Source organism: Roseibium polysiphoniae, assembly GCF_014842925.1.
Lineage (GTDB): Bacteria > Pseudomonadota > Alphaproteobacteria > Rhizobiales > Stappiaceae > Roseibium > Roseibium polysiphoniae.
This window is the reverse complement of record NZ_JACYXJ010000002.1, coordinates 115,820-139,769: the sequence shown is the minus strand read 5'-3', so window position 1 is coordinate 139,769 and position 23,950 is coordinate 115,820. Positions and strand designations below refer to the sequence as shown.

The window sequence follows — 23,950 nt, the reverse complement described above, 5'->3', positions numbered from 1 at the left end:
GAATATGAGGGCGGCAAGAAAAAACGCCCTGATATTAAACGCGGCCCAGCGCCTCGCGTGGCTCCGGTTGATCCGATCGGAAAATGTCGGACCGGCGACCTTCCGGGATCTGATCAATCATTTCGGCTCCGCCGAGGCCGCCCTGGATGCCCTTCCCGGCCTGTCGAAACGCGGCGGCAAATCTGCCATCCGCATCAGCCCCTTGCACGAGGCCGAAGCCGAACTGGATGCCCACGACCGGATTGGCGCCCGCCTGATTGCCCTGGGCGAAGCTGATTATCCGCCGCATCTGCGCCATATCGACGGCCCGCCGCCGCTTCTGTCCGTCCGGGGTGGTTCAGCGCTGTCAGAACCCAAGACGGTGGCAATTGTCGGCGCCCGCAATGCGTCACTCTCGGGCCGTAAGCTGGCGGCTCAATTCTCCCGCGACCTTGGACAAGACGGTCATCTCATCACGTCAGGACTTGCGCGGGGAATTGATGCAGCGGCGCATGAGGCGGCCCTGGGTTCCGGCACAGCCGCCGTTTTTGCCGGCGGTATCGACATTCTCTATCCACCGGAACACGACCGCCTGCTGGCGGCCATCATCGACAGCGGCGGCAATGCCATCTCCGAAATGCCCCTCGGCTGGAAACCGCGCGGACGCGACTTCCCTCGCCGCAACCGTCTCATCTCGGGCATGGCGCTTGGCGTGATTGTCATCGAAGCTGCCAAGGGCTCCGGCTCCCTGCACACCGCCCGGTTTGCGCTCGAACAAAACCGCGACATCTTCGCTGTCCCCGGTTCGCCGCTCGACCCGCGCTCGGAAGGCGCAAATGGCTTGATTCGACAGGGCGCTACGCTTGTCACCTCGGCAAGGGATGTCATGGACGCCCTCGCCGGCCGTCTGGAACCGGACCTGCCGTTTACACAGGAGATCGACGAGCCCACCGACGATCAATCACCCTATGGTGGTGATCCGGGCCAGCGCGCACGTGACAAGCTTGTTTCCGCGCTCGGGCCGACACCGGTCGAGATCGACGAACTCATTCGATTTACCGGAGAAACGGCCAGAACCATTCATGTCCTGTTGCTCGAACTAGAGCTGGCCGGACGTCTGGAACGGCACAGAGGGCAACGTGTCTCCCTGCTCTTGTAGGCCCGCCTGGAAAACAGACCGGCCCCTGTCTGTAATCTGACCGTCATTGACCGTGGATAACCCGCCTGAACGAGCCTCGACTTGACCGCAGGGCTTGAAAGGTCCATTTGACAGTCGGCCTTCGATCCATGATCGTCGCCAGTTCAAGACTTCCATTTCCGCCACAGGAGCGCGCCCGACAGGCAGCGATCCCGGCAAGCAGCGTTTGGGTACTGATGAAACTCGTCATTGTGGAATCGCCGGCCAAGGCCAAGACGATCAACAAATATCTCGGCTCGGATTACAACGTGCTCGCTTCCTATGGCCACGTGCGCGATCTGCCTCCGAAGGACGGTTCGGTCAAACCCGACGAAGATTTTGCCATGAGCTGGCAGGTCGACAGCAAATCCCAAAAACGTCTGACAGAGATCGCCAACGCGATGAAGGAGGCCGACAGCCTCATTCTCGCAACTGACCCCGATAGAGAGGGGGAAGCGATTTCATGGCACGTTCTGGAAGTTCTGCAGAAGAAAAAAGTGCTCAAGGACAAGCCGGTGGAGCGCGTGGTGTTCAACGCGATCACCAAGAAGTCCATTCTCGAGGCGATGGAGAACCCGCGCCAGCTGGACACGCCGCTGGTTGACGCCTATCTGGCCCGCCGTGCGCTGGACTATCTTGTCGGCTTTACCTTGTCGCCGGTTCTCTGGCGCAAACTGCCGGGAGCCCGGTCCGCCGGCCGCGTGCAATCGGTTGCCCTGCGCCTTCTGTGCGACCGGGAGATGGAGATCGAGGTCTTCAAGCCACAGGAATACTGGTCGATCCTGGCGCATCTGAAGACACCTGGCGGGGAAGCCCTGCCCGCGTCCCTTGTTGGCTATGACGGCAAGAAGATCGGCCGTCTGGACATCACCAGCGAAGGTGAAGCCACTGCCATCAAGACGATGCTGCGGTCTGCAAGCTTCTCCGTCGCCAGCGTCAGCTCAAAGCCGACCAAGCGCAATCCGCAGCCGCCCTTCACCACCTCGACGCTGCAACAGGAAGCCTCCCGCAAGCTCGGCTTCTCCGCATCCCGCGCCATGCAGGTAGCCCAGAAGCTCTACGAGGGCATCTCCATCGGCGGCGAGACCACCGGTCTCATCACCTATATGCGTACTGACGGCGTTCAGATCGCCCAGGAAGCCATCTCCTCCGCCAGATCGGTGATCGGTCAGGACTTCGGCGACAAATACGTGCCTGAAAAACAGCGTTTCTACGCCACCAAGGCAAAGAATGCACAAGAGGCCCACGAAGCGGTTCGTCCGACCGACCTGACCCGGCGTCCGAAAGACGTTGCCCGTTTCCTTGATCCGGACCAGGCTCGGCTTTACGACCTGATCTGGAAGCGCACCATGGCCAGCCAGATGGAATCGGCCGTCCTCGAACGCACCACGATTGAAATCGACGCCAGCGGCTCCGGCAAGAAGGCCGCCCTGCGCGTGACCGGTTCTGTCGTCCGGTTCGATGGTTTCTTCGCGCTCTACCAGGAAAGCCGTGACGACGAGGAAGACGAAGCCTCCCGCCGTCTGCCGGCCGTCGACCAGGGCGCAAGCGTTGCTCTGGGCGCAGCTGAAGCCAAGGCCGATCCGGTCGAGGCGTCGCAGCACTTCACGACCCCGCCACCGCGTTACACGGAAGCCAGCCTGGTCAAGAAGATGGAAGAGCTGAGCATCGGCCGGCCGTCGACCTATGCCTCGACGATCCAGACGCTTCAGGATCGCGACTACGTGGAGATGGAGAAGAAGCAGCTTGTCCCGCAGGACAAGGGCCGCATCGTCATCGCCTTCCTGGAAAGCTTCTTCAACCGCTATGTGGAGTTCGACTTCACAGCCAGCCTTGAAGAACAGCTCGACAAGATCTCGGCGGGCGAATTGTCCTGGCAGGATGTTCTGAAGGCCTTCTGGAAAGATTTTTCCGGTGCAGTCGACGAAATCAAGGATCTTCGTGTCTCCGAAGTTCTCGACGCACTGAACGATCTGCTCGCACCGCATATTTTCCCCGAAAAGGAAGACGGAACAGCGCCCCGCGCCTGCCCGTCCTGTTCCGACGGTCAGCTGTCCTTGAAGGTCAGCCGCTTCGGCGCCTTCATCGGTTGCTCCAACTACCCCGAGTGCAACTACACCCGCCAGCTTGCGAAAAGCGATGGCGATGGTGAGGCGTCAGAAGGCCCGAAGGTTCTCGGTCAAGACCCGGAAACCGGCCTCGACGTGTCTCTGCGCACCGGCCGCTTCGGCCCCTATGTCCAGCTCGGCGAAGAAGCCAAGCCGAAACGCTCCTCCCTGCCCAAGGGTTGGTCGGCGGCGGATCTCGACCTGGAGAAAGCCCTCGAACTGCTGTCGCTTCCGCGCGAAGTCGGGGCACATCCCGAAGACGGCAAGATGATCACCGCAGGCATCGGCCGCTATGGACCTTTCGTGCTGCATGAAGGCACGTATGCTAACCTGTCAGCGCCTGAAGAAGTCTTCACCGTCGGCATCAACCGCGCCGTCGACGTCCTTGCGGAAAAGCGCGCCAAGGGTGGACGGGGCCGCGCGGCTGCAACACCGCTGAAGGAGCTCGGCGAGCATCCTGAAGAAGGTGGCCCGATCAATGTCTATGACGGCCGCTACGGACCTTATGTCAAACACGGCAAGATCAATGCGACCCTGCCCAAGGACACAGATCCGCAGACCGTGACCATGGAACAGGCCGTGCAGCTGATCGCCGACAAGGCAGCCAAGGGCGGCACAAAGAAAAAAGCGGCTGCGAAGAAGCCGGCAGCCAAGAAAACCGCTGCAAAGAAGCCAGCGGCCAAAAAGGCAGCTGCCAAGAAACCTCCCGCGAAGAAAACCACCGCCAAGGCAAAAGCTCCCGCTGAAGACGCTGCCGTGGAAGACGGCTCTTGAGCGCCAGGCGGATAGGACCGAAAAAGCCGGCCGGCGGGAAAGCCGGTGGCCGCGCAAAAACCCCCGGTCAGTTTCCTTCCCGCGAAGACATCATGACCTTCATTGCCGAGAACCCCGGCAAGGCGGGCAAGCGCGAGATCGCCAAGCACTTTGGCATCATTGGCGCAGCGCGGATCCAGCTGAAGAAAATCCTCAAGGACCTTGCCGAAGACGGTGTGGTCGAGCGCCGCCAGAAACGCCTGATCCGTCCCGGTGACCTGCCGCCCGTCTTTGTCGTCAGCCTGATCGCGCGCGACGGCGATGGCGAACTTCTGGGCGAGCCTGTCGACTGGGACGATGAGGCAGGTCCTGCGCCCAAGGTTCTCGTGCTCACCGGCAAGGGCAAGACGGCCCAGCCCGGCATTGGCGACCGCGCGCTCGTTCGTCTGGCAGACATCGACAGTGGCGCGGAGGCCAAATTCGCCGGCCGCGTCATCAAGGTCCTGGAAAAGCAACAGGGAGCGGTGCTGGGCATCTTGCGCAACCGCGAAGGCAACCGGCCGCCGTTTCTGGAGCCGATCGACCGCAAACAGCGTGAGCTGGACGTCGACCCGACGGATCTGAAGGACGCGCAAGACGGTGATCTGGTCAGCGTGCAGGTTGTGCGCACGGGCCGCTATGGCGCCCCGCGTGCTGCGATCGTCGAACGCTTCGGGTCGATGAAGTCTGAAAAGGCCGTTTCCGAAATCGCGCTCCAGGCTCATGCGATCCCGCATGTCTTTCCCAACGCCGTCGAGGTCGAGGCGGAAAAAGCCGAGCCTGTAAAAGTTGGCAAGCGCGAGGATTGGCGCAAGATCCCGCTCGTCACCATCGATCCGCCCGACGCCAAGGATCACGACGACGCCGTCTTTGCAGAGCCCGACGAGGATCCGGACAACGAAGGCGGTCACATCGCCTATGTCGCCATCGCCGATGTCGCCCACTATGTCCGGCCAGGCACGGCCCTCGACCGCGAAGCGCATTTGCGCGGCAATTCGGTCTATTTCCCCGACCGGGTCATTCCGATGCTGCCGGAGCGGATCTCCAACGATCTGTGCTCCCTGCGCGAGAAGGAAGACAGGCCGGCCATGGCCGTGCGCATGGTCTTCGACAAGACCGGCCGAAAGATCAGCCATACGTTCCACCGGGTGTTGATGCGCTCGGCCGCGAAACTGTCCTACATTCAGGCCCAGAAGGCCGTGGACGGCGTCACGGACGAGAAGACGGAAACCCTGCTCGAGGGTGTCCTGAAGCCACTCTGGGGCGCCTATGAGGTCCTGAAGGCAGGCCGCGACGCTCGTGAGCCCCTGGAACTGGATCTGCCCGAGCGCAAGATCAAGCTCAAGCCCGATGGGACCGTGGACTATGTCTTCATTCCCGAGCGGCTCGATGCGCACAAGCTGATCGAAGAGTTCATGATCCAGGCCAATGTGGCCGCGGCGGAAACGCTGGAGAAGAAGAAGTCTCCCCTGCTCTACCGCATTCATGATGCCTCCACCCCGGAAAAGCTCGAGAGCCTCAAGGAGTTCCTCTCGACCTTGAACATGAAGCTGCCCTCGAGCGGCGGCCTGCGTCCCTCCGTGTTCAACGGGCTGCTGGCGAAGGTCAAGGACACGCCCCAGGCCCATCTGGTCAATGAGGTCGTGCTCAGGAGCCAGGCCCAGGCGGAATATGCGCCGCAGAACATCGGCCACTTCGGACTGAACCTGCGCCGTTACGCCCATTTCACCTCACCGATCCGCCGATATGCCGACCTGATTGTCCACCGCGGCCTGATCAAGGCGCTTGGCCTCGGCGATGACGGCCTTCCAGATGGCATCGAGGCAAAGCTCGAGGCCGTCGGCGGTGAAATCTCCGCGGCCGAACGTCGCGCGATGCTGGCCGAGCGCGACACCATCGACCGGCTGATTGCGCTGTGGATGTCGGACCGGATCGGTGCGACATTTCAAGGCCGTATCGCCGGTGTGGTCAAATCCGGAATGTTCATTCGGCTCGATGAAAGCGGAGCGGACGGCTTCATCCCCGCCTCGACCATCGGCCTGGACTACTACCGGTATGACGAAGGGTCGCATTCGCTCATTGGTGACAAGTCGGGCGAAACCTACCAGCTTGGGGACAGAGTTGAAGTCAAACTGGTCGAGGCTGCGCCCTTTGCAGGCGCCCTGAGGTTCGAAATGCTGAGCCCGGGACGTATTGCCGGCAAGCGCATTCGAGGGTCCGGGTCGAAAAAACCCGCCACCGCAAGCAAGCGGAAGCCCACACGCCGGTCCAGGACTTCGGCAAAGTCGAAACCCGGGACCAAGAAACGATGAACGTATCCTACCGATCCGCGCAGGGCGAAGAACAGGCCACCGATGAAAAACCGGCCCGCCGCATTCTTCCCGCGATGATGCGCGGCCTGATGTGCCGCTGCCCGTCCTGCGGCAAGGGAAAGCTGTTCAAGGGCTATCTGAAGACGGTTCACGCCTGTGAAGCCTGCGGCGAAGAGATCCATCACCATCGCGCCGATGACGCTCCGCCCTATTTCACCATCACCATCGTCGGCCATATCATCATCCCGGCATTACTGATCGTCGAGGTCATGTACCGCCCGGAACTGTGGGTCCATATGGCGCTCTGGTTGCCGCTGACGATCATCCTGTCCCTGGGCATGCTGCAGCCGATCAAGGGCGCCCTCGTTGGCCTCCAGTGGGCGCTCTACATGCACGGCTTCGATCCGGACGCATCCGAGGACCTGCCGGAACCGGATCCGGCGGAAACCGCGCATTATCACTCGTGAGATTTCGATGAGCTCTGGACGGATGACGACGGGCATGGCGGCCCAGCTGGCCAAGGACGAACAGGGTGGAAAACACCCCTACATCCGGCCCAAGGACGCTGCCACCCTGCTCATCCTGGATGGCAAGGGCAAGGACACCCGCGTCCTGATGGGGCGCCGTCACGTGCGCCACACCTTCATGCCGGGCAAGTTCGTGTTTCCCGGCGGCCGCGTCGATCCGGCAGATTCCCGCATTCCGGTCGCGCTCGGCTATCATCCGGTCGTCGAGGCAAAACTGTCCGAGCAGCTGAAACGGCCAAGAACGCAGTCGCGCGTACGCGCATTCGCACTGGCTGCGATCCGCGAAACCTTCGAGGAAGCGGGCCTCTTCATCGGCCGCCGCGCCGAAGCGATCGAGAATCTGCGCCTCGGCAAGGGCTTCGAGGACTTTGCCGAGCGGGGCATCGAACCCGATCTCGAACCCTTGAGGATGATCGCGAGAGCCATCACACCGCCAAACCGCTCCAGGCGCTTCGACACGCGCTTTCTCGCGGTTTCTGCAGATGCCATCGCAGACCGCCTCGAAAGCGGCACAGGCCCCTCCGGAGAGCTTGAGGACATCGTCTGGCTCACCCTGGACGAGGCAGGCGCCATGGATGAACTGCCGATGATCACCAAGCGGGTTCTGTCGGATCTGGGAGAGCGGCTTCAGTCCGACCCCGACCTTGCGCCGGAATCACCTGTGCCCTTCTACTTCTTCCAAAGGGGTGACTTTCAGAGAACCCTTCTCTGACAAGACTGCAAGATGGCGCTCAGGCACTCAAAACTGCGCTAATCGGCAGTTTTCACCGCCACACCACGGCAAAGCTTGACTTTGCCCCATTGATGAGTACTTTGCGCGCTGATTTCGGAAATCTGGGGCAGAATGATCGCCAGCGACCCTGGCCATAAGAACCGTTTGCCCAATCATACAAAACAGGATCTAAGGCCATGGCCAAGGCGACAACAATCAAGATCAAGCTTCTCTCCACGGCCGACACCGGCTTTTTCTACGTGACCAAGAAAAACTCCCGCACGATGACCGAAAAAATGGTCGTCCGGAAGTACGATCCGGTTGCCAAGAAGCACGTGGAATTCAAGGAAGCCAAGATCAAGTAATTCTTGATCTAGCTCTGAATACAAAAAAGCCCGCCGAATTTCGGCGGGCTTTTTCGTGACTGGAGGTCCGTCTGGATCAGGCGGCAGCAACCTCGTTGAGGAACTGCTCGACTTCGCCCTTGAGGGATTCTGTCTTGGAGCCCAGCTCGCCGGACGCGGCCAGAACCATCTCTGCAGAGGTCGAGGTCTGTGTGACCGCTTCTGACAGCTTGGACATGCTGGAGGAGACCGAGGTGGTTCCCATGGCCGCCCGCTGGACGTTCTGGGAGATCTCGGTGGTGGCGCTGCCCTGCTCTTCCACAGCCGAGGAGATGGTCGTGGTGTAGTTGTTCACCTCTTCCATGATCTCGGTGATCTCGGCAATCGCCTGGACCGACTCTTTCGTGGCGTTCTGGATCGCGGCGATCTGTGCGCCGATTTCCTCGGTTGCCTTGGAGGTCTGGGTCGCCAGTTCCTTCACTTCCGATGCAACAACCGCAAAGCCCTTACCGGCTTCACCGGCACGAGCGGCCTCGATCGTGGCGTTCAGAGCCAGAAGGTTGGTCTGCTCGGCAATGGCCTGGATGAGGGTCACGACTTCGCCGATCTTGGTCGCGGAAGCTGCAAGCCCTTCGACCTTCTCGTTGGTGACGCGTGTGCCTTCCGTGGCGCGGCCGACAACTTCCGTCGTCTGGGCAACCTGGCGGGAGATTTCGCCGATGGAGGCAGCCAGCTCCTCAGCTGCGCTGGCAACCGTCTGAACGTTCTGGGTTGCTTCTGCAGAAGAGCCCTGGGTTTCATCCGCATAGCCGGAGCTTTCCCGTGCGATCTCTGTCAGGGACTGCGCAGTGCTGTCTAGGCCAACGGCGGTCTCGCCAACAGATGCCAGAAGCGTTTCGACCGTGGAGCGGAAGCTGCCGATCAGCTGCTCGATGCGGCTCTGACGCTCTGCCGAAGCTGCGTCGTTGGCAACCTGCTGGTTGGCATATTCCACACGCTCGAGCGACTTGGCCTTCAAAGTCTCGATCGCCTGTGCCATCTGGCCGATCTGATCGGTCCGTTCGGCATGGGGCACATCGATATCGAGTTCATCATCTGCGATGCGGCTGGTGATCTCGGCCAGCCGCGTAATCGGACGAAGCAGGATCTTGACCATGAAGACGGTCAACGCCACAGCGACGAGCACGACCGGCAGGACGAACATCGTGAACTTGGTCATGAGTTCGGAAATGTTGGCGACGATCGCGGCCTTCTCGACACCAGCATACAAGATGCCGATGATCTCATTCGAGGGCGTGAAGATCGGCTGATAGATCGTGTAGTAGTCCTTGCCGAGGATCGTGGCCTGACCGTGGAACGTCTGCCCCTTGGTCACCACCGGATAGACGGCGCCGTTTTTGCCAAGCGGGGTACCGACTGCGCGCTTGCCGTCCGGCTTGATGATGTTTGTCGTCTTGCGCCAGAAGTCGCTTGTCTCGGGATCCCACGCAAAAACCGTCGCGGTTTCGCCGGTCATACGTCCGATTGCATCGATCAATTCGTGAGAGGTGAACTCCGGAAGAGCTGCAATCTCGATCCGGCTGACATCGCCAGAGCCGGTCCAATTGACTTCGACGCCCTCGATCTCCTCGGTAAGCATTGTCGCAGCAACGCGAAGGTTTACGTCCTGTTTCGCCATGGCGCCGTTAACGGCCTGATTGTCGGCGACTGAGTAAACAATGAAGCCGACAACAATCATTGCAAGGGCGAGAAATCCACCACTGGCCACAGCCATTGCGGTCGACATTTTCATAGAAGACAAAAGCCGGGTCATTTGGGCTCCAACCGTAGAGTTATCACTACGTTAGACATCGCCCGGGACCATTAATACCAAGTAAATCTACTATATATGAGCGTTATATTCATATTTTACCTACAGTTTCACGCAAGGTTGAAAAATGTCAAAAACTCGACTTCTACGCAGGCTAAGCATTAGGGAGGAAAATAAAGCAGGAAAAAGGCACGAAACGACACACTTTCACCCCTCGTAAAAAATTCGAGGTGCAAGCGGTTATTTCAACGACCCAGAGACGCGGAGAGGCAGTTGCCCAGAAGGTGGCCGGTGGGAAACAAGCAACGAGGAGGCCACTCTTCGACTCGTTCCGCACCGGCCTGCCCCACGGACCCAGGAGATGCGGCGGACCTGAGCGCCCCGTAGGGAAACTGATCGCTAGAAGCGATTTGGCATCAGATGGATGCGATTGATCCATACCAACGCGAGGTCAACCTACAAGAGTGGTGCGGGAAATCAACTACGGCAGGCGATTTTGCACAAGCAGGGTCATAACTTAGTAAATTCGTAACCTTAATGTGAATCAAGAATGCGTTCGTGTGTGCTGCACGAGTTGCATCTCAAGGCCGCGAGCCCTGGAAATCACGAAAATCTTGCTTGCCCGAAACGACTCCTGAGGAAGCCAAGATGTCCCTCAGGCGTCACCTAGGTAAGAGCGAACAGTCTCCAGGAAACGTGCAACAGAGATCGGCTTGGAGATATAGGCCTCGCAGCCGCCCTGGCGGATCCGCTCCTCGTCCCCCTTCATCGCGAAGGCGGTGACGGCAATCACCGGAATCGTGCGAAGATCGTCGTCTTCCTTGATCCACTTAGTGACCTCAAGCCCGGAAACCTCCGGCAGCTGGATATCCATCAGGATCAGGTCCGGACGGTGGGCGCGAGCAAGCTCAAGCGCCTCTATCCCCGTTCTGGTTTGCAGCGTATCATAGCCGTGCGCTTCGAGCAGGTCATGAAAAAGCTTCATGTTCAGCTCGTTGTCTTCCACGATCAGCACGGTTTTCGCCATTGCTCGGCCCTTCAGATCCGGCATCGCGCCGGTAATTTGTCACTTGAATGCACACCGCTGCCATTCGGCAGTGGAACACGCCCCCACACCACAGTAGCTTCCCTTTTAGCGTGGAATCGTTTCGGAAAGGCAAAAATTCGCAATGAATGGACGTTCACCATCCTCGATGACCTTTGACAAGGCTCAGGAAATCGCGACGGAAGCGCTTTTGCACCTGACCCGCGAGCCCGAGCAGGTCGGACGCTTTCTGGCCGTCTCCGGAATCGGACCGGAATTGATTCGTGAAGCGGCGGAAGAGCCCGGCTTTCTCGCCGGTGTCCTGGAGTTCTACATGATGGATGAAGCCCTGCTTCTCAGCTACTGCGAGAATTCCGGCGTCCGGCCGACCATGATCGCCGCCGCCCGCTTCGCCCTGGCCGGAGACCCTGCCGACTATGCCTGAACCACAGACCGCCTCCCGTCATGTCCTCGACCAGATTGCCGCCCTGCCCGCTTCGGACCGGCCCCTGGTGATCTGCGACGTCGATGAGGTCATCCTCCACTTGATCAGCCATCTCGAACGCTACCTGACGGCAAACGACCTGATCTTTCTGCGTCACAGCTACAAGTTCCATGGCAACATCGCGCGAAGGGGTGACGAGACACCACTTTCCAATGACGATGTGCGCCGACACCTGGTCCGCTTCTTCGATGAGGAAAGCCACCGCCAGGAGATGGTCGAGGGTGCGGACACCGGTCTTGCCCGGATCTCGGAAAATCACGAGGTCTTGCTACTGACGAACCTTCCTGGAGCCCACAACAAGCCGATCCGGGAAACACTGCTCGCCGGTTTCGGCATCACCTATCCGGTGCTGACAAACTCGGGGCCCAAGGGCGGCGCGGTCGCAGCTCTTTCGGCAGGCCGGCCAGCGCCGGTGGTCTTTATTGACGACAGTCCGACCAATCACACCTCCGTCCATGCCAGCCTGCCATCGGCGACGCTCATCCAGTTCATCGCAGATGACCGCTTTCGAGCCAATGTCACGCCGGAACCGCACATCGACTTGCTGACCGGGGACTGGGACGAGACAGCAAGCTTCATTGCCACTACGCTGCAGGAGGCCTGAACGCGGAGCTTCACCGCATCAGCCTCCCGCTTCTTGGACCGACAGCACGATGACCCAGGACGCTCAAACGCCCGATGCCCCGCACGCCATGAAAAAAGCCCTGTGCCGGGACTGTGGCGCGCGTCCGGCCATCACGCGCGCCCGCTGTTCGTCCTGCGGCAGCCCAAGGCTCTTGAAGCATTCCGAGCTGGACCAACTCACCATCGCCCACATTGACTGCGATGCCTTCTATGCATCGGTCGAAAAGCGCGACAATCCGGAATTGCGGGACCTGCCGGTGATCGTCGGCGGCGGCCAGCGCGGCGTTGTCTCGACCTGTTGCTACATCGCCAGGATCTATGGCGTTCGCTCCGCCATGCCGATGTTCAAGGCCATGGAGGCCTGCCCGGATGCGGTCGTCGTCAAGCCGAATATGGACAAATACGCCAAGGTCGGCCGCGAGATCCGCGAGCGCATGCGCGCTCTGACGCCGCTCGTCGAACCGATTTCCATCGATGAAGCCTTTCTGGATCTGACCGGCACGGAGCGACTGCATCACGCGACAGCGGCCGAAACTCTTGCCGCTTTCATTCGGCATTTGGAACAGGACATCGGCATCAGCGCATCTGTCGGCCTGGCTCCCAACAAGTTTCTGGCAAAGCTGGCATCGGATCTGGAAAAACCACGCGGCTTTTCGGTGATCGGCCAGGCCGAGGCGAAGACATTTCTCGCAGACAAGCCCGTGGGAATGATCTGGGGTGTCGGCAAGGTGTTTCAAAAGACACTGGCAGCGGACGGCATCGAAACCATCGGCCAACTTCAGACCATGGACGGCACCGATCTCGCTCGGCGCTATGGCGCCATGGGTCTGCGCATGGCCAAGCTCTGCCAGGGCGAAGACGACCGTACCGTCACGCCGTCGCGAGGCGCAAAGAGCGTCAGCAGCGAAACGACCTTCAACACCGACATCTCCAGTTTCGACAAGCTGCGGCCGATCCTACTGGACTTGTCGGAAAAAGTCTCACGCCGCCTGAAGAAAGAAGAGATTTCCGGGCGCACCGTGACCTTGAAACTCAAGACCAATGAGTTCAAGAGCATCACCCGCGCCCGGCAGCTGCCGGATCCGACCCAGCTTGCCGATCGCATTTTCCGTGCCGGGGTTGATTTGCTCGAAAAGGAAACCGATGGCCGGCGTTTCCGCCTGATCGGCATCGGCGTCAGTGACCTGGGCAAATCGGAGCAGGCCGATCCTCAGGACCTTTTGGATGAAGGCGCCGGCCGGCGAAAACAGGCAGAACTGGCGATGGACACGCTGCGCGACAAGTTCGGAAAGGACGCGGTCGAACGCGGTCTGCTGCACGAAGCCCGGCGCAACAAGCCGTCCAAACCGGGTTCCTAGGACTAGGCTGAGAGCTCAGCCACCAGCAGACCCGCATCAGTTGGAGCAGGACACCTCTTCATAAAGCTCCAGGTCCCGCAAAGATCCCTTGATGACGAAATCGCCATAGTCGAGCGACATGCGGCGGCTGATGCCGTTTTCATAGAGCAGGAAGGAGAGCTGATAGACAGGAAGCTGCTCACCGCCATCGCTCACCGTGGAATCGAAATAGGCGATGGTCACCGGCCAATGGGTCACTTGCGGCACATTGACGACGGACGCGTCTGCAGATCCCTTCACCGGGATCCGCTCCAGCCGAGGCTCGCCGATCACCGTCGTGGTCTGGTAAATCTTGTCGCCGGTTTCAGAGCCGTCATAGACCTCGGACACGAGAAAGCTCTCACCGCCTTTCGCCGCCTCGATGATTTTTCTCAAATGCACTGTCGGAAACAGTGTCGACTTGTCGATCTCGAACGCCCGTTCTTCCGGCTCTTTCAAGTCGACACTCTTGGCGCCCTCAAGATCTTTTGCCGTGCCGCGGGTCGCCTCCACCAGCTTCTGGTCCACATAGGTCTTGGACAAAAACTGGTAGCTGTATCCATCGCCGCTTTCGTGGGACGAGGTGCGCAGATCCGTCACCTGGGAACCACCCTCCACGCTCTGAAAGCGGGTAACGAAACGAAAACTGATGCTGTAGCCTTCGCATGCGCTGCCGGAAAAGTCGTAGACCATCAGTCCGGACAGAGAGGCGATACCAGAGTGTTCCTCCGCCTCTCCCAACTCCATGTCATAGATGGCGCGATGCGGCGCAAGTCCGAGGCCCGGCGCGGCGGCTGCAGCAAAACTTCCCGTCAAAACAAGGGCAGCCTGCAGAGAGGCAGCGTAAATCATGTTTCCGGCCCTGAGCTGCATCAACGTCTCCCATCCACGCGTAATCCGAGCCTGCCGGTGCAGGCACATAAGGTGATCACGACTTTAGGCACTTCCCCCGCGCACCGCCAGACCTGCGGCGCAACAATCCGCTGATCTGGATAAAATAGCGCACATCATGCAGCACGAGACCGCCTCTCAGTGGCGGTTTTGCCCTTGCAGCGGCCCCTCATTTACGCCAAGAACTCGTCAGATTTGATCTTTCCGGAGCCTTCACGCCATGAGCCAGACCATCGAAAGCCGCCTTGCAGACCTGGGTGTCACCCTGCCCTCGCCATCTGCACCGGCTGCCAACTACGTGCCCTACGTCCTGACCGGCAATCAGCTGTTCATTTCCGGCCAGCTGCCGATGGGTCCAGAGGGCCTTGAATATGTCGGCAAGGTCGGCGGCGATCTTTCGGTCAAGGACGGCAAGTCCGCTGCGCGCCTGTGCGCCATCAATCTTCTGGCCCAGGCCAAGGCAGCCACCGGCGACCTGGAAAAGATCGCCCGGCTTGTGAAGATCGTCGGCTTCGTCAACTCAGACGGCGACTTTGCGCAGCAGCCTCAGGTGATCAACGGTGCGTCCGACTTTCTGGTCGAGGCCATGGGCGACAAGGGCCGTCACGCCCGCTCAGCCGTCAGTGCAGCCTCCCTGCCCTTTGGCGCAGGCGTGGAAATCGAAGCGATCTTCGAAATCGCCTGAATCTCGGCATCTTCTGCAACACGACCGACATGACGGACGGCTAGACAGGCCGTCCGTACTCTTCTTCCCGAGGCCCTAAATCCATGACCAAGGTTTCCGAGCTGCTGGCGCGGCCAATCGCCCATCGCGGACTTCATGATGCCGACAACGGCTGCATCGAAAACACGCCTTCCGCGATCCGTGCTGCCGTCGAGCGCAATTTCGCCATCGAGGTCGATGTTCAGGAAACCGCCGACGGCGAAGCGCTGGTCTATCACGATTACACCCTGGACCGGCTCGTTCAGTCCAAAGGCCCCGTGATCGAAAAGACCTCGGCCGAACTGGTCAAGCTGCCGATGCAGACGGGCACCGACAATCTCTGGCTGTTGCAGGATCTGTTTGATCTGGTCGCCGGCAAGGTCCCGCTCGTCATCGAGATCAAATCGCGGCTGGTTCCCGGCGCCCAGGCGGACTTCGTCAGGCGCGTTGTCGAGCAGGTCGAAGCCTATGATGGCCCTGCCTGCATCAAGACCTTCGACCCCGACATGCTGCCGATTGCAAGGGCACACCGGCCCGAGGTTCTGCGCGGCATTGTTGCCGACGCGACCCTGCCCGAAGGCGAGCTCCTCCGCTTTTCCCGGATGGACCGCTTCATCTTGCGCCACATGCTTCATATTCCGCGCACGCGTCCGCACTTCATTTCCTACGGTATCCGCGATCTGCCGAGCCTGGCACCTGGCTTTTGGCGCAGGTTCTTCGGCCTTCCGATCATGACCTGGACAGTCCGGACCGAAAATCAGCGGCTGCGCGCAGCCAAATATGCCGATCAGATCGTCTTTGAGGGCTTCGATCCCGACGCCTGAACCGGATTTCCGGCAGCGGCAATCGCGCCGCCGCCCTTGCAGCGCAGCATCGACGCACTACAGTAAGGGACATGACGTTCGTTACCCGAAGGCACGCCTGATGTCCGCACCCCAGACCCCGGACGACCAAGCCGCCACGCTTCGCATTCTATCATCCCTTGCCGATGTTCCGGCGGCCATCTGGGACAGCGTCGCCAACCCAGGCTGGACGACGGGCCCGGATGGATGCGTCCGGCGTGACGAAGCCTATGAGACACAGCGGCAATTGCTGGAAACCGTGTCCGAAGGCACCGAGAGCCTGCCCGAACCGCCGTCCTACAATCCGTTCCTCTCTCATGCCTTCCTGCAAGCGCTGGAAGAATCGGGCTGCGCGACGGCGCGGACCGGCTGGATGCCGCGTCATCTGCTTTTGGAGGGCGGCGATGGTGAAGTCTGGGGCGCTGTGCCGGCCTATCTCAAAAGCCACAGCCAGGGCGAATATGTCTTCGATCACGGCTGGGCCGATGCCTTCCTGCGTGCCGGTGGCGACTACTATCCAAAGCTGCAGATTTCGGTGCCCTTCACCCCAGCCACCGGGCGGCGCTTTCTCCTGTCTCCGACCATCCATCGCGAAAGCGGCATGAGCGCCTTGGCAACCGGCCTGGTCGAAGTCTGCAAACGCAGTGGTGCCTCATCGACCCACGCCACTTTCGTGACGAAATCGGAATGGGATGCGCTTGGCGAGATCGGTTACCTGCAGCGCACCGATCAGCAGTTTCATTTCGAAAACCCCGGCTACGCAAGCTTCGATGACTTTCTCGGTGCCCTCGCCTCGCGCAAGCGCAAGGCCATCAAGAAAGAGCGCCGCGATGCCCTCAGCTCCGGGCTCGAAATCGAACAGGTCACAGGCAAGGATCTGACCGAAGCCCACTGGGACGCCTTTTACACCTTCTATATGGACACAGGCAGCCGCAAGTGGGGACGCCCCTATCTCAATCGGCAGTTCTTTTCGCTGATCGGCGAGCGCATGGCGGACCAGATTCTTCTGGTCATGGCCAAGCGGGAGGGACGCTACATCGCCGGTGCGCTCAACTTCATCGGCTCGGACACGCTCTTCGGGCGCAACTGGGGCTGCACCGAGCACCATCCCTTCCTGCACTTCGAGCTCTGCTATTATCAGGCCATCGATTTTGCCATCGAACGCAAGCTCGCCCGCGTCGAGGCTGGCGCCCAGGGCGCGCACAAACTGGCCCGTGGCTATCTTCCGACGACGACCTACTCGGCGCACTGGATTGCCCATGAAGGTCTCAGTGAGGCTGTCGCCGACTACCTTGAACGCGAGCGCCGTGCGATCAGCATGGAAAATGAAGAGCTGGCGGAGCACGCCCCTTTCAGGAAGTCCGAAAGCTAGAATCACTTCCTCAAGCAATAGCGATAAACTATTGCACCATCTAACTTTAATGCATGCGTTGAATCATTTTCTTAAGTATGCAAACGTCGGGTATTTTGATGACCTCACGCCCGGCGCAGACCCCGCGGCGCGCGGACGCAAACCATCTGGAAGCGTCAAAACCTGCTTGCGCCGCAGCCGCGCGACTGGATAATCTCGCCGCAAATTCGGCGAGCATAGGTTCGCCGCCCCACATGAGGAAAAGCCGATGTCCGCGCCCGCCTATGACGACCAGAATGTTTTCGCCAAGATCATGCGCGGCGAGATTCCCAGCCACAAGATCTACGAGGACGACAAGACACTGGTGATCATGGACATCATGCCCCGCGGCGACGGGCATGTCCTGGTGATCCCGAAGGCCCCGTCCCGCAACATCCTGGACATTGCTACCGAGGATCTCAATGCGGTGATGGCAACCGCGCAGAAGATGGCCCGTGCCGTGATCAAGGCCTTTGATGCGGATGGAACCACCGTCCAGCAGTTCTCAGAGCCAGCTGGCGGCCAGGTTGTCTTCCACACCCATGTCCACGTGATCCCGCGCTTTGAAGGCGTTGCGCTTCGCCCCCACACAGGCGAAATGGCCGACGATGACGTCCTGGCGGCCAACGCGGAAAAGATCCGCTCGGCACTGGGTTAAGACCCACAAGGCCTGCCCTTCAGGTCAGGAGGCCGTGTCGGCCTCCGCCTTTTGTTTGGCCTGAAGTTCGCCATCCAGCTCCATCACCTTCGTGAAGGTCGGCCGCGAACTCATCCTGGCCGAATAGTCTGCAAACTCGGAAAGCGCTGGCACCAATTCGAACTGAAGAGCCCAGCCGACTGCCTTGCCCCAAAGCACATCGGCGACAGTCATACGCTCACCCCGAATATAGGGGCCCTTGGCGAGCTGCCCGCGAAGGGTTTCGACCATGTCGTCATGCAGACCATAGGGCGACATCGACCTCGGCGCGGGCTCACGTTTCATTGCCTTGTCGACCAGAGCTGGTTCGAAGCTCGACCCGGCAAAGGCGAGCCATCGCAGGTAGGGTCCGCGAAGCGGATCTTCGAGCCCCGGTGTCAGACCGGCTTGCGGAAAAAGGTCGCCAAGATAGATGCAAAGCGCTACCTGTTCGGTGATCAGCTGGCCCCGGTGGACAATCGCGGGCACCTTGCCAAGCGGATTGATGTCCAGATAGGCCGCGCTCTGGGTCTCCCCGCCATCATGGTCGATCGCGTGAAGTTCATAGGGCGCATCGAGTTCTTCAAGCAGCGTCCGGATCACGGTCGAGCGGGTGAAAGGCGCATGGAAGAATGTGAGCGTGTCTGACAAGGGCGATCTCCTGGTTGCCGCGACAGTGCTCTGTCAGACAGCTTCCAGCAAGAGCCAACCGGTGATCAGAATGACCTCTCCTGACACCACACCGACGACAACTTTTTGCCGGCTGGCGAAAAACACTGCAAAGCCGCCAAGCGCCGCCACGACCCGCAACCAGACAGGCGTCACCTCCAGTGCCCCCGTGGGAAACAGGATCAGTTTTGCGATCACGCCGGCGACCAGCGCAGTTGCGACGGCGCGCACCCAGATCAGCAGCTCGCTGTCTTCGCGCAGCTTGCCGCCCGCGAAAACACCAATCCAACGCCAGATGTCCGTTGCGATCCAGCCCGCAACGATGATCATCACATAGGTCCACCACCAGGGATCGCTCACAGCAGCCCCCTGCGCATGTAGCGCGTGATGAGATAGGCGATGGTGCCCCCGACAAGCCCGGTCCACAAAAGGTCAAGGCCGGGCGCATAGAGGTAAAAGAACGGCCCCAGGATCAGGCCGATGATCATCGCCGCCTTGTCGGCGGAGAGTTTCGACGCGCTCCAGAGCGAACAGACGAAATAGATCGGCGTCAGAAGAAACAGCGCACCGGACAGCACCGGCGGCATGCGCTCCACCATCAGGTAGGCAACACCGGTCATGCAGAAAACAAAACTGGTGAGCGCAGTGCCGAAACCGGCAAAAAACGGCAAACGCCCTTCCCTGGGCAGATCCGGCAGATTGCGCATGCCATAGACCCAGGCGGTCACGGCCACGAAATGCGAGATGTAAAGCAGCTGCCAGCGTTTGGTTTTTCCCTCGACCTTGACCATGGGGATCAGGGCCATGGTCATGGGCATCAAACGCACCGAGGCCAGCGCGACAGCAATCGCCGCAGGCACCAGACCAACGCCCGATGAAATCGCCCCGGTCAGGACCACGATGGATGGCAAGGCCCAGACCAGACCGGTCATCATCAGGGTTTCAGGCAGGGACAGACCGCTTCCACGCGCCAATCCGGCATAGCCGACAAAGGCTGCCGTCAGAATCAAAGCGGGAATCGAGATCGCAGCCCGAGCGCCCCGCGCCATCCAGATCCGGCCGGACACAGGTGCATCGTGATCCTCTGGCGGGCTGATTTCTTGATGGTCTGGCATGTCTGGCGGACTCGGGGGTCGGCAATTAGGAAGGAACCCTTACTAATCCCGGAACCCCCAGCCTGTCAAATGGCCTGCCTCCCCGAGGCAAGCTTCGCCAGCCTCGGATTTGGGACCACCGGGCACCTAGACCGAATGGGTCAGACCACCGTCGACACGGATATTCTGGCCGGTGATATAGCCAGCCCCTTCGCTCGCCAGATAGGCAATCAACGACGACACTTCCTGCGCCTTGCCATAGCGCCCCATGGGGATCCGCGCCTTGCGGTCTTCCGTTTCGGGCAGACTGTCGATGAAACCGGGAAGAATGTTGTTCATCCGGACGTTCTCGGCCGCATGCTTGTCGGCAAAGAGCTTGGTGAAACTGGCAAGCCCTGCACGAAAGACACCCGAGGTCGGAAACAGGGGATCCGGCTCGAAGGCAGCGAAGGTGGAAATATTGAGGATCGTCCCTCCCCCCTGCTTTGCCATGATCGGCGCCACAAGCCGCGACGGACGAATGACATTCATCAGATAGACCTCGAGCCCCATGTGCCAGTCCTCGTCGGAGATCTCCATCACCGGCCCCTTTGGTCCGTGGCCGGCAGAATTCACCAGAACGTCGATCCGGCCCCAGCGCTCCATGGCACCATCGACCAGCTTCTGCAGCGCGTCCGGGTCAAGATTGGAGCCCGTAACCCCGAAGCCACCAAACTCTTTGCCAAGCGCCTCGCCCTTGCCCGAGGAGGACAGGATGCCGACCGCAAACCCCTCCTCCGCAAGCTGCCGCGCAGCGTCCGCCCCCATGCCACTGCCGCCAGCAGTGATCAGTGCAACCTTTGCAATGCTCATGACGTCTCTCCTGTTGAACCTGACCTCAACCTAGAACTGCCGGAAAGCGTTGACCAATCATCCCTCATGCAGCAAGACTATAGAAAAACTACTGGGTAGACGTTTTCACACGGATGAAAAACCAACCATGAGCAAGCCAAGTCTCAACAAGTTGCGGGCCTTTGACGCCGCCGGAGAGCACCTGAACTTTCGTCTCGCGGCCGAGGCACTCAACCTGACCCAGGGCGCTGTCGCCCAGCAAGTTCGCGCCCTTGAAGAAGAACTTGATCTGCCGCTGTTTTACAGACTGCCGCGCGGACTTCGCTTGACGGATGCCGGCGCGCACTATCATGCAGCTGTCGCGCAAGCACTTGAGATCATTGATAGGGCCACAGAAAACCTGAAACCGGGCGTCCCACGGATCACCATCAGCCTGCCGCCGTCTCTCGCGTCGAAATGGCTAGTTCCGCGTCTGCCGCGATTTCAGGATCTTCATCCGGACATCGAAATAGCCACGGTGGCAACCGAACGGCTGGCGAATTTCAAGACTGACGACATCGACCTGGCCATTCGCATCGGCTCTCCCCCATTCAAGGCCCTGCAGCACCGGCAGTTGAGCGCCATGCGCCTGTGCGCCGTCTGCTCTCCCGCTTATGGCGAAACAATAGACCCGATAGAAAACCTATCGGATTTGAAAGACACCCGGCTTCTGCAGGATGGCCATGACACATGGGAAGCGGCACTTGGCGAAAACCGGATTGCAAACGGCATCAGGATCTTGAAATTCAACCACTCCGGGCTCGCGATCGACGCGGCCCTGGATGGCCAGGGCATTGCTCTGGTGCCCGAGGTTCTCGTGACCGAAGAAATCCGTAGAAAGCGGCTCGTGGTCGTGCCGATGACACAAGCACTGCCCGCCAGCGACAAGAGCTACCATCTGGTCTTCCCTCAGGCGGCCCAGCGTCATGCACCGGCCCGCCAGGCCGTAATTGACTGGATCGTCACCCAGTTTCAGGACAGCGTTCCCGACGCCCAATAGAAGGATCGCATAGAAAAAGGGGCGCCAATTGGCGCCCCTTTCGCATCTCATATGTCTTTTGGCACTTAGTCGGCCAGCGGCACTTTCGGCACCAGGCTCTTCTTTGGCCCGGACTTGCCACCAGACGATTTCGGTCCGGACTTGGTCTCGGCCTTCGCCTTGGACGCGACCGGCTTGCGGCGGCGCTTTGGCTTGGCCGCAGGCTTGGCTTTCGCTTTTGGCGGCACCGGAGCCCGCTCCTCGATGGATTCAAGCAGAAGGCCGGCCTTGTCCTCCGAGACGGAGACCTTGACCATGCCGCCCTTCTTGAGCTTGCCGAACAGCACCTCGTCGGCCAACGGCCGTTTGATGTGCTCCTGGATCACCCGGCCAAGCGGCCTTGCACCCATCGCATCGTCGTAGCCCTTTTCTGCCAGCCATTCGGTCGCGCCTTCGGTCAGTTCGAAGGTCACACCGCGGTCGGCCAGCTGGACTTCCAGCTGCATGACGAATTTTTCCACGACCTTGTAGACGACTTCCTTCGGCAGATTTCCGAAAGGAATGACCGCGTCCAGACGGTTGCGGAACTCCGGCGTGAACAGCTTGTTGATCGCCTCTGCGTCGTCACCTTCGCGCTTCAGGCGGTTGAAGCCGACCGGCGACTTGGCCATATCCGCCGCGCCCGCATTGGTGGTCATGATCAGGATCACATTGCGGAAATCGACCTGCTTGCCGTTGTGATCGGTCAGCTTGCCGTGGTCCATCACCTGCAGGAGGATGTTGAACAGATCCGGATGCGCCTTCTCGATCTCATCCAGAAGCAGCACACAATGAGGGTGCTGGTCGACACCATCGGTCAGTAGACCACCCTGGTCGAAACCGACATAGCCTGGAGGCGCGCCGATCAGACGCGACACGGTGTGCCGCTCCATGTACTCGGACATGTCGAAACGAATGAGCTCCACGCCGAGCGACGACGCCAACTGGCGCGCAACCTCGGTCTTGCCCACACCGGTCGGACCGGAGAACAGATAGCTGCCGATCGGCTTGTCCGGCTCGCGCAGACCCGCACGGGCCAGCTTGATCGCCGATGCCAGCGTCTCGATGGCACTATCCTGGCCGTAGACAACCCGTTTCAGATCGGTGCCAAGGCCGGAGAGCACTTCGGCATCGTCCTTAGATACGGTCTTCGGCGGAATCCGGGCCATCGTCGCGATGGTGTTCTCGATTTCCTTGACGCCGATGGTCTTGCGGCGGCGTGTCTCCGGCAACAGCATCTGCGAGGCGCCCGTCTCATCGAGCACATCGATCGCCTTGTCCGGCAGCTTCCGGTCAGCGATGTATTTCGCCGACAGTTCCACCGCGGTCCGGATCGCGTCGTGGGTGAAGCGCACCTTGTGGAAGTCTTCGAAATACGGCTTCAGGCCCTTGAGGATATCGATTGCATCCGGGATCGACGGCTCGTTCACATCGATCTTCTGAAAGCGACGGACGAGCGCGCGGTCCTTCTCGAAGAACTGCCGGTATTCCTTGTAGGTCGTCGAGCCGATGCAGCGGATCGCTCCGGACGCCAAGGCAGGCTTCAGGAGGTTCGATGCATCCATCGCACCACCGGAGGTCGCACCGGCACCGATGATGGTGTGGATCTCGTCGATGAACATCACCGCACCGGGAAATTCCTCGATTTCCTTCATCACCTGCTTGAGGCGCTCTTCAAAATCGCCGCGGTAGCGAGTTCCAGCGAGAAGCGCCCCCATGTCGAGAGAGAAGATGGTCGCTTCTTTCAGAACCTCGGGAACGTCGCCATTGACGATCCGATAGGCCAGGCCCTCGGCGATGGCGGTCTTGCCAACGCCCGGGTCGCCGACGAACAGCGGATTGTTCTTCGAGCGGCGGCACAGGATCTGGATCGTGCGCGAAATCTCGCTGTCACGACCGATCAACGGGTCAATCTTGCCCTTCTCCGCCTTCTCATTCAGGTTGATGCAATAGGCTTCCAGCGCGTCCGACTTGGCCTTGGACTTACCTTCGGAGCCTTCTCCGCCCTGGATGGTTTCTTCCTCCTCTTCGGAGGCGTCCATCGGCCGGGTTTCGGACAGGCCCGGGCGCTTTGCAATCCCGTGGGAAATGTAATTGACCGCGTCGTAGCGGGTCATGTCCTGATCCTGCAGGAAGTAGGCCGCGTGGCTTTCCCGCTCCGCAAAGATCGCGACGAGCACATTGGCGCCGGTCACTTCTTCGCGACCGGAGGACTGCACGTGAATGACGGCGCGTTGAATCACCCTCTGGAACCCGGCGGTCGGCTTCGAATCCTCGTCGCTTTCGGTCACCAGGTTGTCGAGCTCGGTTTCCAGATACTCGACCAGGCTGCGCCGGATCGTGTCCATGTCCACGTTGCACGCTCGCATCACCGCCGCCGCATCCTGATCATCCAGAAGGGCCAACAGCAAATGTTCGAGGGTCGCATACTCCTGCTGGCGCTCATTGGCAAAAGCCAGCGCCTGGTGGAGTGCTTTTTCGAGACTACGAGAAAATGACGGCACGTG

22 protein-coding genes are annotated in these 23,950 nt (G+C 60.3%); 14 read left to right on the top strand and 8 right to left on the bottom strand.

Going from position 1 to position 23,950, the window contains the following annotated elements; genetic code table 11:
• The first annotated feature begins 4 nt into the window (after positions 1-4).
• From dprA to rpmG, 6 genes are all read left to right on the top strand, one after another.
• Positions 5-1,138 carry a DNA-processing protein DprA gene (dprA, locus tag IG617_RS04325; protein WP_192108485.1) on the top strand — a complete coding sequence of 378 codons (1,134 nt, stop codon included), beginning with the start codon at positions 5-7 and terminating at the stop codon, positions 1,136-1,138.
• 215 nt (positions 1,139-1,353) lie between these two features.
• The gene (topA, locus tag IG617_RS04320) at positions 1,354-4,038 is read left to right on the top strand and encodes a type I DNA topoisomerase (protein ID WP_192107694.1); all 2,685 of its coding nucleotides are present in this window, start codon (positions 1,354-1,356) and stop codon (positions 4,036-4,038) included.
• A 92-nt stretch (positions 4,039-4,130) separates the two neighbouring features.
• Positions 4,131-6,368, top strand: a complete 2,238-nt coding sequence (gene rnr / locus IG617_RS04315) for a ribonuclease R (protein WP_192107692.1) — start codon at positions 4,131-4,133, stop codon at positions 6,366-6,368.
• The gene (locus tag IG617_RS04310) at positions 6,365-6,835 is read left to right on the top strand and encodes a DUF983 domain-containing protein (RefSeq protein WP_192107691.1); all 471 of its coding nucleotides are present in this window, start codon (positions 6,365-6,367) and stop codon (positions 6,833-6,835) included. Before rnr ends, IG617_RS04310 begins: the two co-directional genes overlap by 4 nt.
• Before the next feature lie 7 nt (positions 6,836-6,842).
• A complete protein-coding gene (locus IG617_RS04305) occupies positions 6,843-7,607 on the top strand; it encodes an NUDIX hydrolase (protein WP_254170438.1) in 765 nt (254 codons plus the stop codon).
• Between the two features lie 197 nt (positions 7,608-7,804).
• Positions 7,805-7,972 carry a 50S ribosomal protein L33 gene (rpmG, locus tag IG617_RS04300; protein WP_153768683.1) on the top strand — a complete coding sequence of 56 codons (168 nt, stop codon included), beginning with the start codon at positions 7,805-7,807 and terminating at the stop codon, positions 7,970-7,972.
• A gap of 76 nt (positions 7,973-8,048) precedes the next feature.
• Here the strand turns inward: rpmG and IG617_RS04295 are convergent, their stop codons facing one another.
• Both IG617_RS04295 and IG617_RS04290 read right to left on the bottom strand, forming a co-directional pair.
• Positions 8,049-9,764 (bottom strand): methyl-accepting chemotaxis protein, encoded by a 1,716-nt coding sequence (locus IG617_RS04295; RefSeq protein WP_192107689.1) that lies wholly within the window; start codon positions 9,762-9,764, stop codon positions 8,049-8,051.
• Positions 9,765-10,416: 652 nt separating this feature from the next.
• Complete coding sequence (locus IG617_RS04290; RefSeq protein WP_192107687.1) at positions 10,417-10,788, bottom strand: response regulator; 372 nt, start codon at positions 10,786-10,788, stop codon at positions 10,417-10,419.
• 142 nt (positions 10,789-10,930) lie between these two features.
• On the opposite strand from IG617_RS04290, the gene IG617_RS04285 reads away from it, so the two are divergent.
• The 3 genes from IG617_RS04285 to IG617_RS04275 are packed head-to-tail and all read left to right on the top strand — an operon-like array spanning position 10,931 to position 13,272.
• Positions 10,931-11,230 carry a DUF3572 domain-containing protein gene (locus tag IG617_RS04285; RefSeq protein WP_246541520.1) on the top strand — a complete coding sequence of 100 codons (300 nt, stop codon included), beginning with the start codon at positions 10,931-10,933 and terminating at the stop codon, positions 11,228-11,230.
• Positions 11,223-11,894, top strand: coding sequence for a hypothetical protein (locus IG617_RS04280; protein ID WP_192107684.1), 672 nt, complete (start codon positions 11,223-11,225; stop codon positions 11,892-11,894). Before IG617_RS04285 ends, IG617_RS04280 begins: the two co-directional genes overlap by 8 nt.
• Before the next feature lie 49 nt (positions 11,895-11,943).
• On the top strand, positions 11,944-13,272 hold the full coding sequence (locus tag IG617_RS04275) for a DNA polymerase IV (RefSeq protein WP_192107682.1): 1,329 nt from the start codon (positions 11,944-11,946) through the stop codon (positions 13,270-13,272).
• Between the two features lie 36 nt (positions 13,273-13,308).
• Here the strand turns inward: IG617_RS04275 and IG617_RS04270 are convergent, their stop codons facing one another.
• A complete protein-coding gene (locus tag IG617_RS04270; RefSeq protein WP_209008265.1) occupies positions 13,309-14,163 on the bottom strand; it encodes a cell envelope integrity EipB family protein in 855 nt (284 codons plus the stop codon).
• 238 nt (positions 14,164-14,401) lie between these two features.
• Between IG617_RS04270 and IG617_RS04265 the strand changes: the two genes are divergently transcribed.
• The 4 genes from IG617_RS04265 (at position 14,402) to IG617_RS04250 (ending at position 17,774) form a co-directional block, all read left to right on the top strand.
• Positions 14,402-14,866: a RidA family protein gene (locus tag IG617_RS04265; RefSeq protein ID WP_153768679.1), complete on the top strand. Its 465-nt coding sequence runs from the start codon at positions 14,402-14,404 to the stop codon at positions 14,864-14,866.
• Positions 14,867-14,949: 83 nt separating this feature from the next.
• Positions 14,950-15,708, top strand: coding sequence for a glycerophosphodiester phosphodiesterase family protein (locus IG617_RS04260; protein ID WP_192107679.1), 759 nt, complete (start codon positions 14,950-14,952; stop codon positions 15,706-15,708).
• Between the two features lie 100 nt (positions 15,709-15,808).
• Positions 15,809-17,098, top strand: coding sequence for a GNAT family N-acetyltransferase (locus tag IG617_RS04255; protein WP_192107677.1), 1,290 nt, complete (start codon positions 15,809-15,811; stop codon positions 17,096-17,098).
• Positions 17,099-17,345: 247 nt separating this feature from the next.
• Positions 17,346-17,774, top strand: a complete 429-nt coding sequence (locus IG617_RS04250; RefSeq protein WP_192107676.1) for an HIT family protein — start codon at positions 17,346-17,348, stop codon at positions 17,772-17,774.
• 24 nt (positions 17,775-17,798) lie between these two features.
• Here the strand turns inward: IG617_RS04250 and IG617_RS04245 are convergent, their stop codons facing one another.
• The 4 genes from IG617_RS04245 to IG617_RS04230 form a co-directional block, all read right to left on the bottom strand.
• The gene (locus IG617_RS04245) at positions 17,799-18,443 is read right to left on the bottom strand and encodes a glutathione S-transferase family protein (protein ID WP_192107674.1); all 645 of its coding nucleotides are present in this window, start codon (positions 18,441-18,443) and stop codon (positions 17,799-17,801) included.
• 33 nt (positions 18,444-18,476) lie between these two features.
• Complete coding sequence (locus IG617_RS04240) at positions 18,477-18,821, bottom strand: AzlD domain-containing protein (protein WP_420826138.1); 345 nt, start codon at positions 18,819-18,821, stop codon at positions 18,477-18,479.
• A complete protein-coding gene (locus IG617_RS04235) occupies positions 18,818-19,576 on the bottom strand; it encodes an AzlC family ABC transporter permease (RefSeq protein ID WP_192107672.1) in 759 nt (252 codons plus the stop codon). Before IG617_RS04235 ends, IG617_RS04240 begins: the two co-directional genes overlap by 4 nt.
• Positions 19,577-19,702: 126 nt before the next feature.
• A complete protein-coding gene (locus IG617_RS04230; protein WP_192107670.1) occupies positions 19,703-20,407 on the bottom strand; it encodes an SDR family oxidoreductase in 705 nt (234 codons plus the stop codon).
• Positions 20,408-20,534: 127 nt separating this feature from the next.
• Here IG617_RS04230 and IG617_RS04225 point away from each other — a divergent pair, with 127 nt between their 5' ends.
• The gene (locus IG617_RS04225; RefSeq protein WP_192107668.1) at positions 20,535-21,425 is read left to right on the top strand and encodes a LysR substrate-binding domain-containing protein; all 891 of its coding nucleotides are present in this window, start codon (positions 20,535-20,537) and stop codon (positions 21,423-21,425) included.
• 65 nt (positions 21,426-21,490) lie between these two features.
• Here the strand turns inward: IG617_RS04225 and clpA are convergent, their stop codons facing one another.
• The gene (gene clpA / locus IG617_RS04220) at positions 21,491-23,947 is read right to left on the bottom strand and encodes an ATP-dependent Clp protease ATP-binding subunit ClpA (RefSeq protein ID WP_192107667.1); all 2,457 of its coding nucleotides are present in this window, start codon (positions 23,945-23,947) and stop codon (positions 21,491-21,493) included.
• Between the last annotated feature and the right edge of the window lie 3 nt (positions 23,948-23,950).

What these genes read in the sequence shown, in the direction of transcription:
- IG617_RS04275 (WP_192107682.1), top strand. Translation starts at nt 11,944, where the DNA reads ATGACCCAGGACGCTCAAACGCCCGATGCCCCGCACGCCATGAAAAAA.
- IG617_RS04230 (WP_192107670.1), bottom strand. Translation starts at nt 20,407, where the DNA reads ATGAGCATTGCAAAGGTTGCACTGATCACTGCTGGCGGCAGTGGCATG.
- IG617_RS04260 (WP_192107679.1), top strand. Translation starts at nt 14,950, where the DNA reads ATGACCAAGGTTTCCGAGCTGCTGGCGCGGCCAATCGCCCATCGCGGA.
- IG617_RS04250 (WP_192107676.1), top strand. Translation starts at nt 17,346, where the DNA reads ATGTCCGCGCCCGCCTATGACGACCAGAATGTTTTCGCCAAGATCATG.
- IG617_RS04265 (WP_153768679.1), top strand. Translation starts at nt 14,402, where the DNA reads ATGAGCCAGACCATCGAAAGCCGCCTTGCAGACCTGGGTGTCACCCTG.
- IG617_RS04270 (WP_209008265.1), bottom strand. Translation starts at nt 14,163, where the DNA reads ATGCAGCTCAGGGCCGGAAACATGATTTACGCTGCCTCTCTGCAGGCT.
- IG617_RS04225 (WP_192107668.1), top strand. Translation starts at nt 20,535, where the DNA reads ATGAGCAAGCCAAGTCTCAACAAGTTGCGGGCCTTTGACGCCGCCGGA.
- IG617_RS04235 (WP_192107672.1), bottom strand. Translation starts at nt 19,576, where the DNA reads ATGCCAGACCATCAAGAAATCAGCCCGCCAGAGGATCACGATGCACCT.
- topA (WP_192107694.1), top strand. Translation starts at nt 1,354, where the DNA reads ATGAAACTCGTCATTGTGGAATCGCCGGCCAAGGCCAAGACGATCAAC.
- IG617_RS04285 (WP_246541520.1), top strand. Translation starts at nt 10,931, where the DNA reads ATGAATGGACGTTCACCATCCTCGATGACCTTTGACAAGGCTCAGGAA.
- IG617_RS04305 (WP_254170438.1), top strand. Translation starts at nt 6,843, where the DNA reads ATGAGCTCTGGACGGATGACGACGGGCATGGCGGCCCAGCTGGCCAAG.
- dprA (WP_192108485.1), top strand. Translation starts at nt 5, where the DNA reads ATGAGGGCGGCAAGAAAAAACGCCCTGATATTAAACGCGGCCCAGCGC.
- IG617_RS04295 (WP_192107689.1), bottom strand. Translation starts at nt 9,764, where the DNA reads ATGACCCGGCTTTTGTCTTCTATGAAAATGTCGACCGCAATGGCTGTG.
- IG617_RS04255 (WP_192107677.1), top strand. Translation starts at nt 15,809, where the DNA reads ATGTCCGCACCCCAGACCCCGGACGACCAAGCCGCCACGCTTCGCATT.
- rnr (WP_192107692.1), top strand. Translation starts at nt 4,131, where the DNA reads ATGACCTTCATTGCCGAGAACCCCGGCAAGGCGGGCAAGCGCGAGATC.
- rpmG (WP_153768683.1), top strand. Translation starts at nt 7,805, where the DNA reads ATGGCCAAGGCGACAACAATCAAGATCAAGCTTCTCTCCACGGCCGAC.
- IG617_RS04290 (WP_192107687.1), bottom strand. Translation starts at nt 10,788, where the DNA reads ATGGCGAAAACCGTGCTGATCGTGGAAGACAACGAGCTGAACATGAAG.
- IG617_RS04310 (WP_192107691.1), top strand. Translation starts at nt 6,365, where the DNA reads ATGAACGTATCCTACCGATCCGCGCAGGGCGAAGAACAGGCCACCGAT.
- IG617_RS04280 (WP_192107684.1), top strand. Translation starts at nt 11,223, where the DNA reads ATGCCTGAACCACAGACCGCCTCCCGTCATGTCCTCGACCAGATTGCC.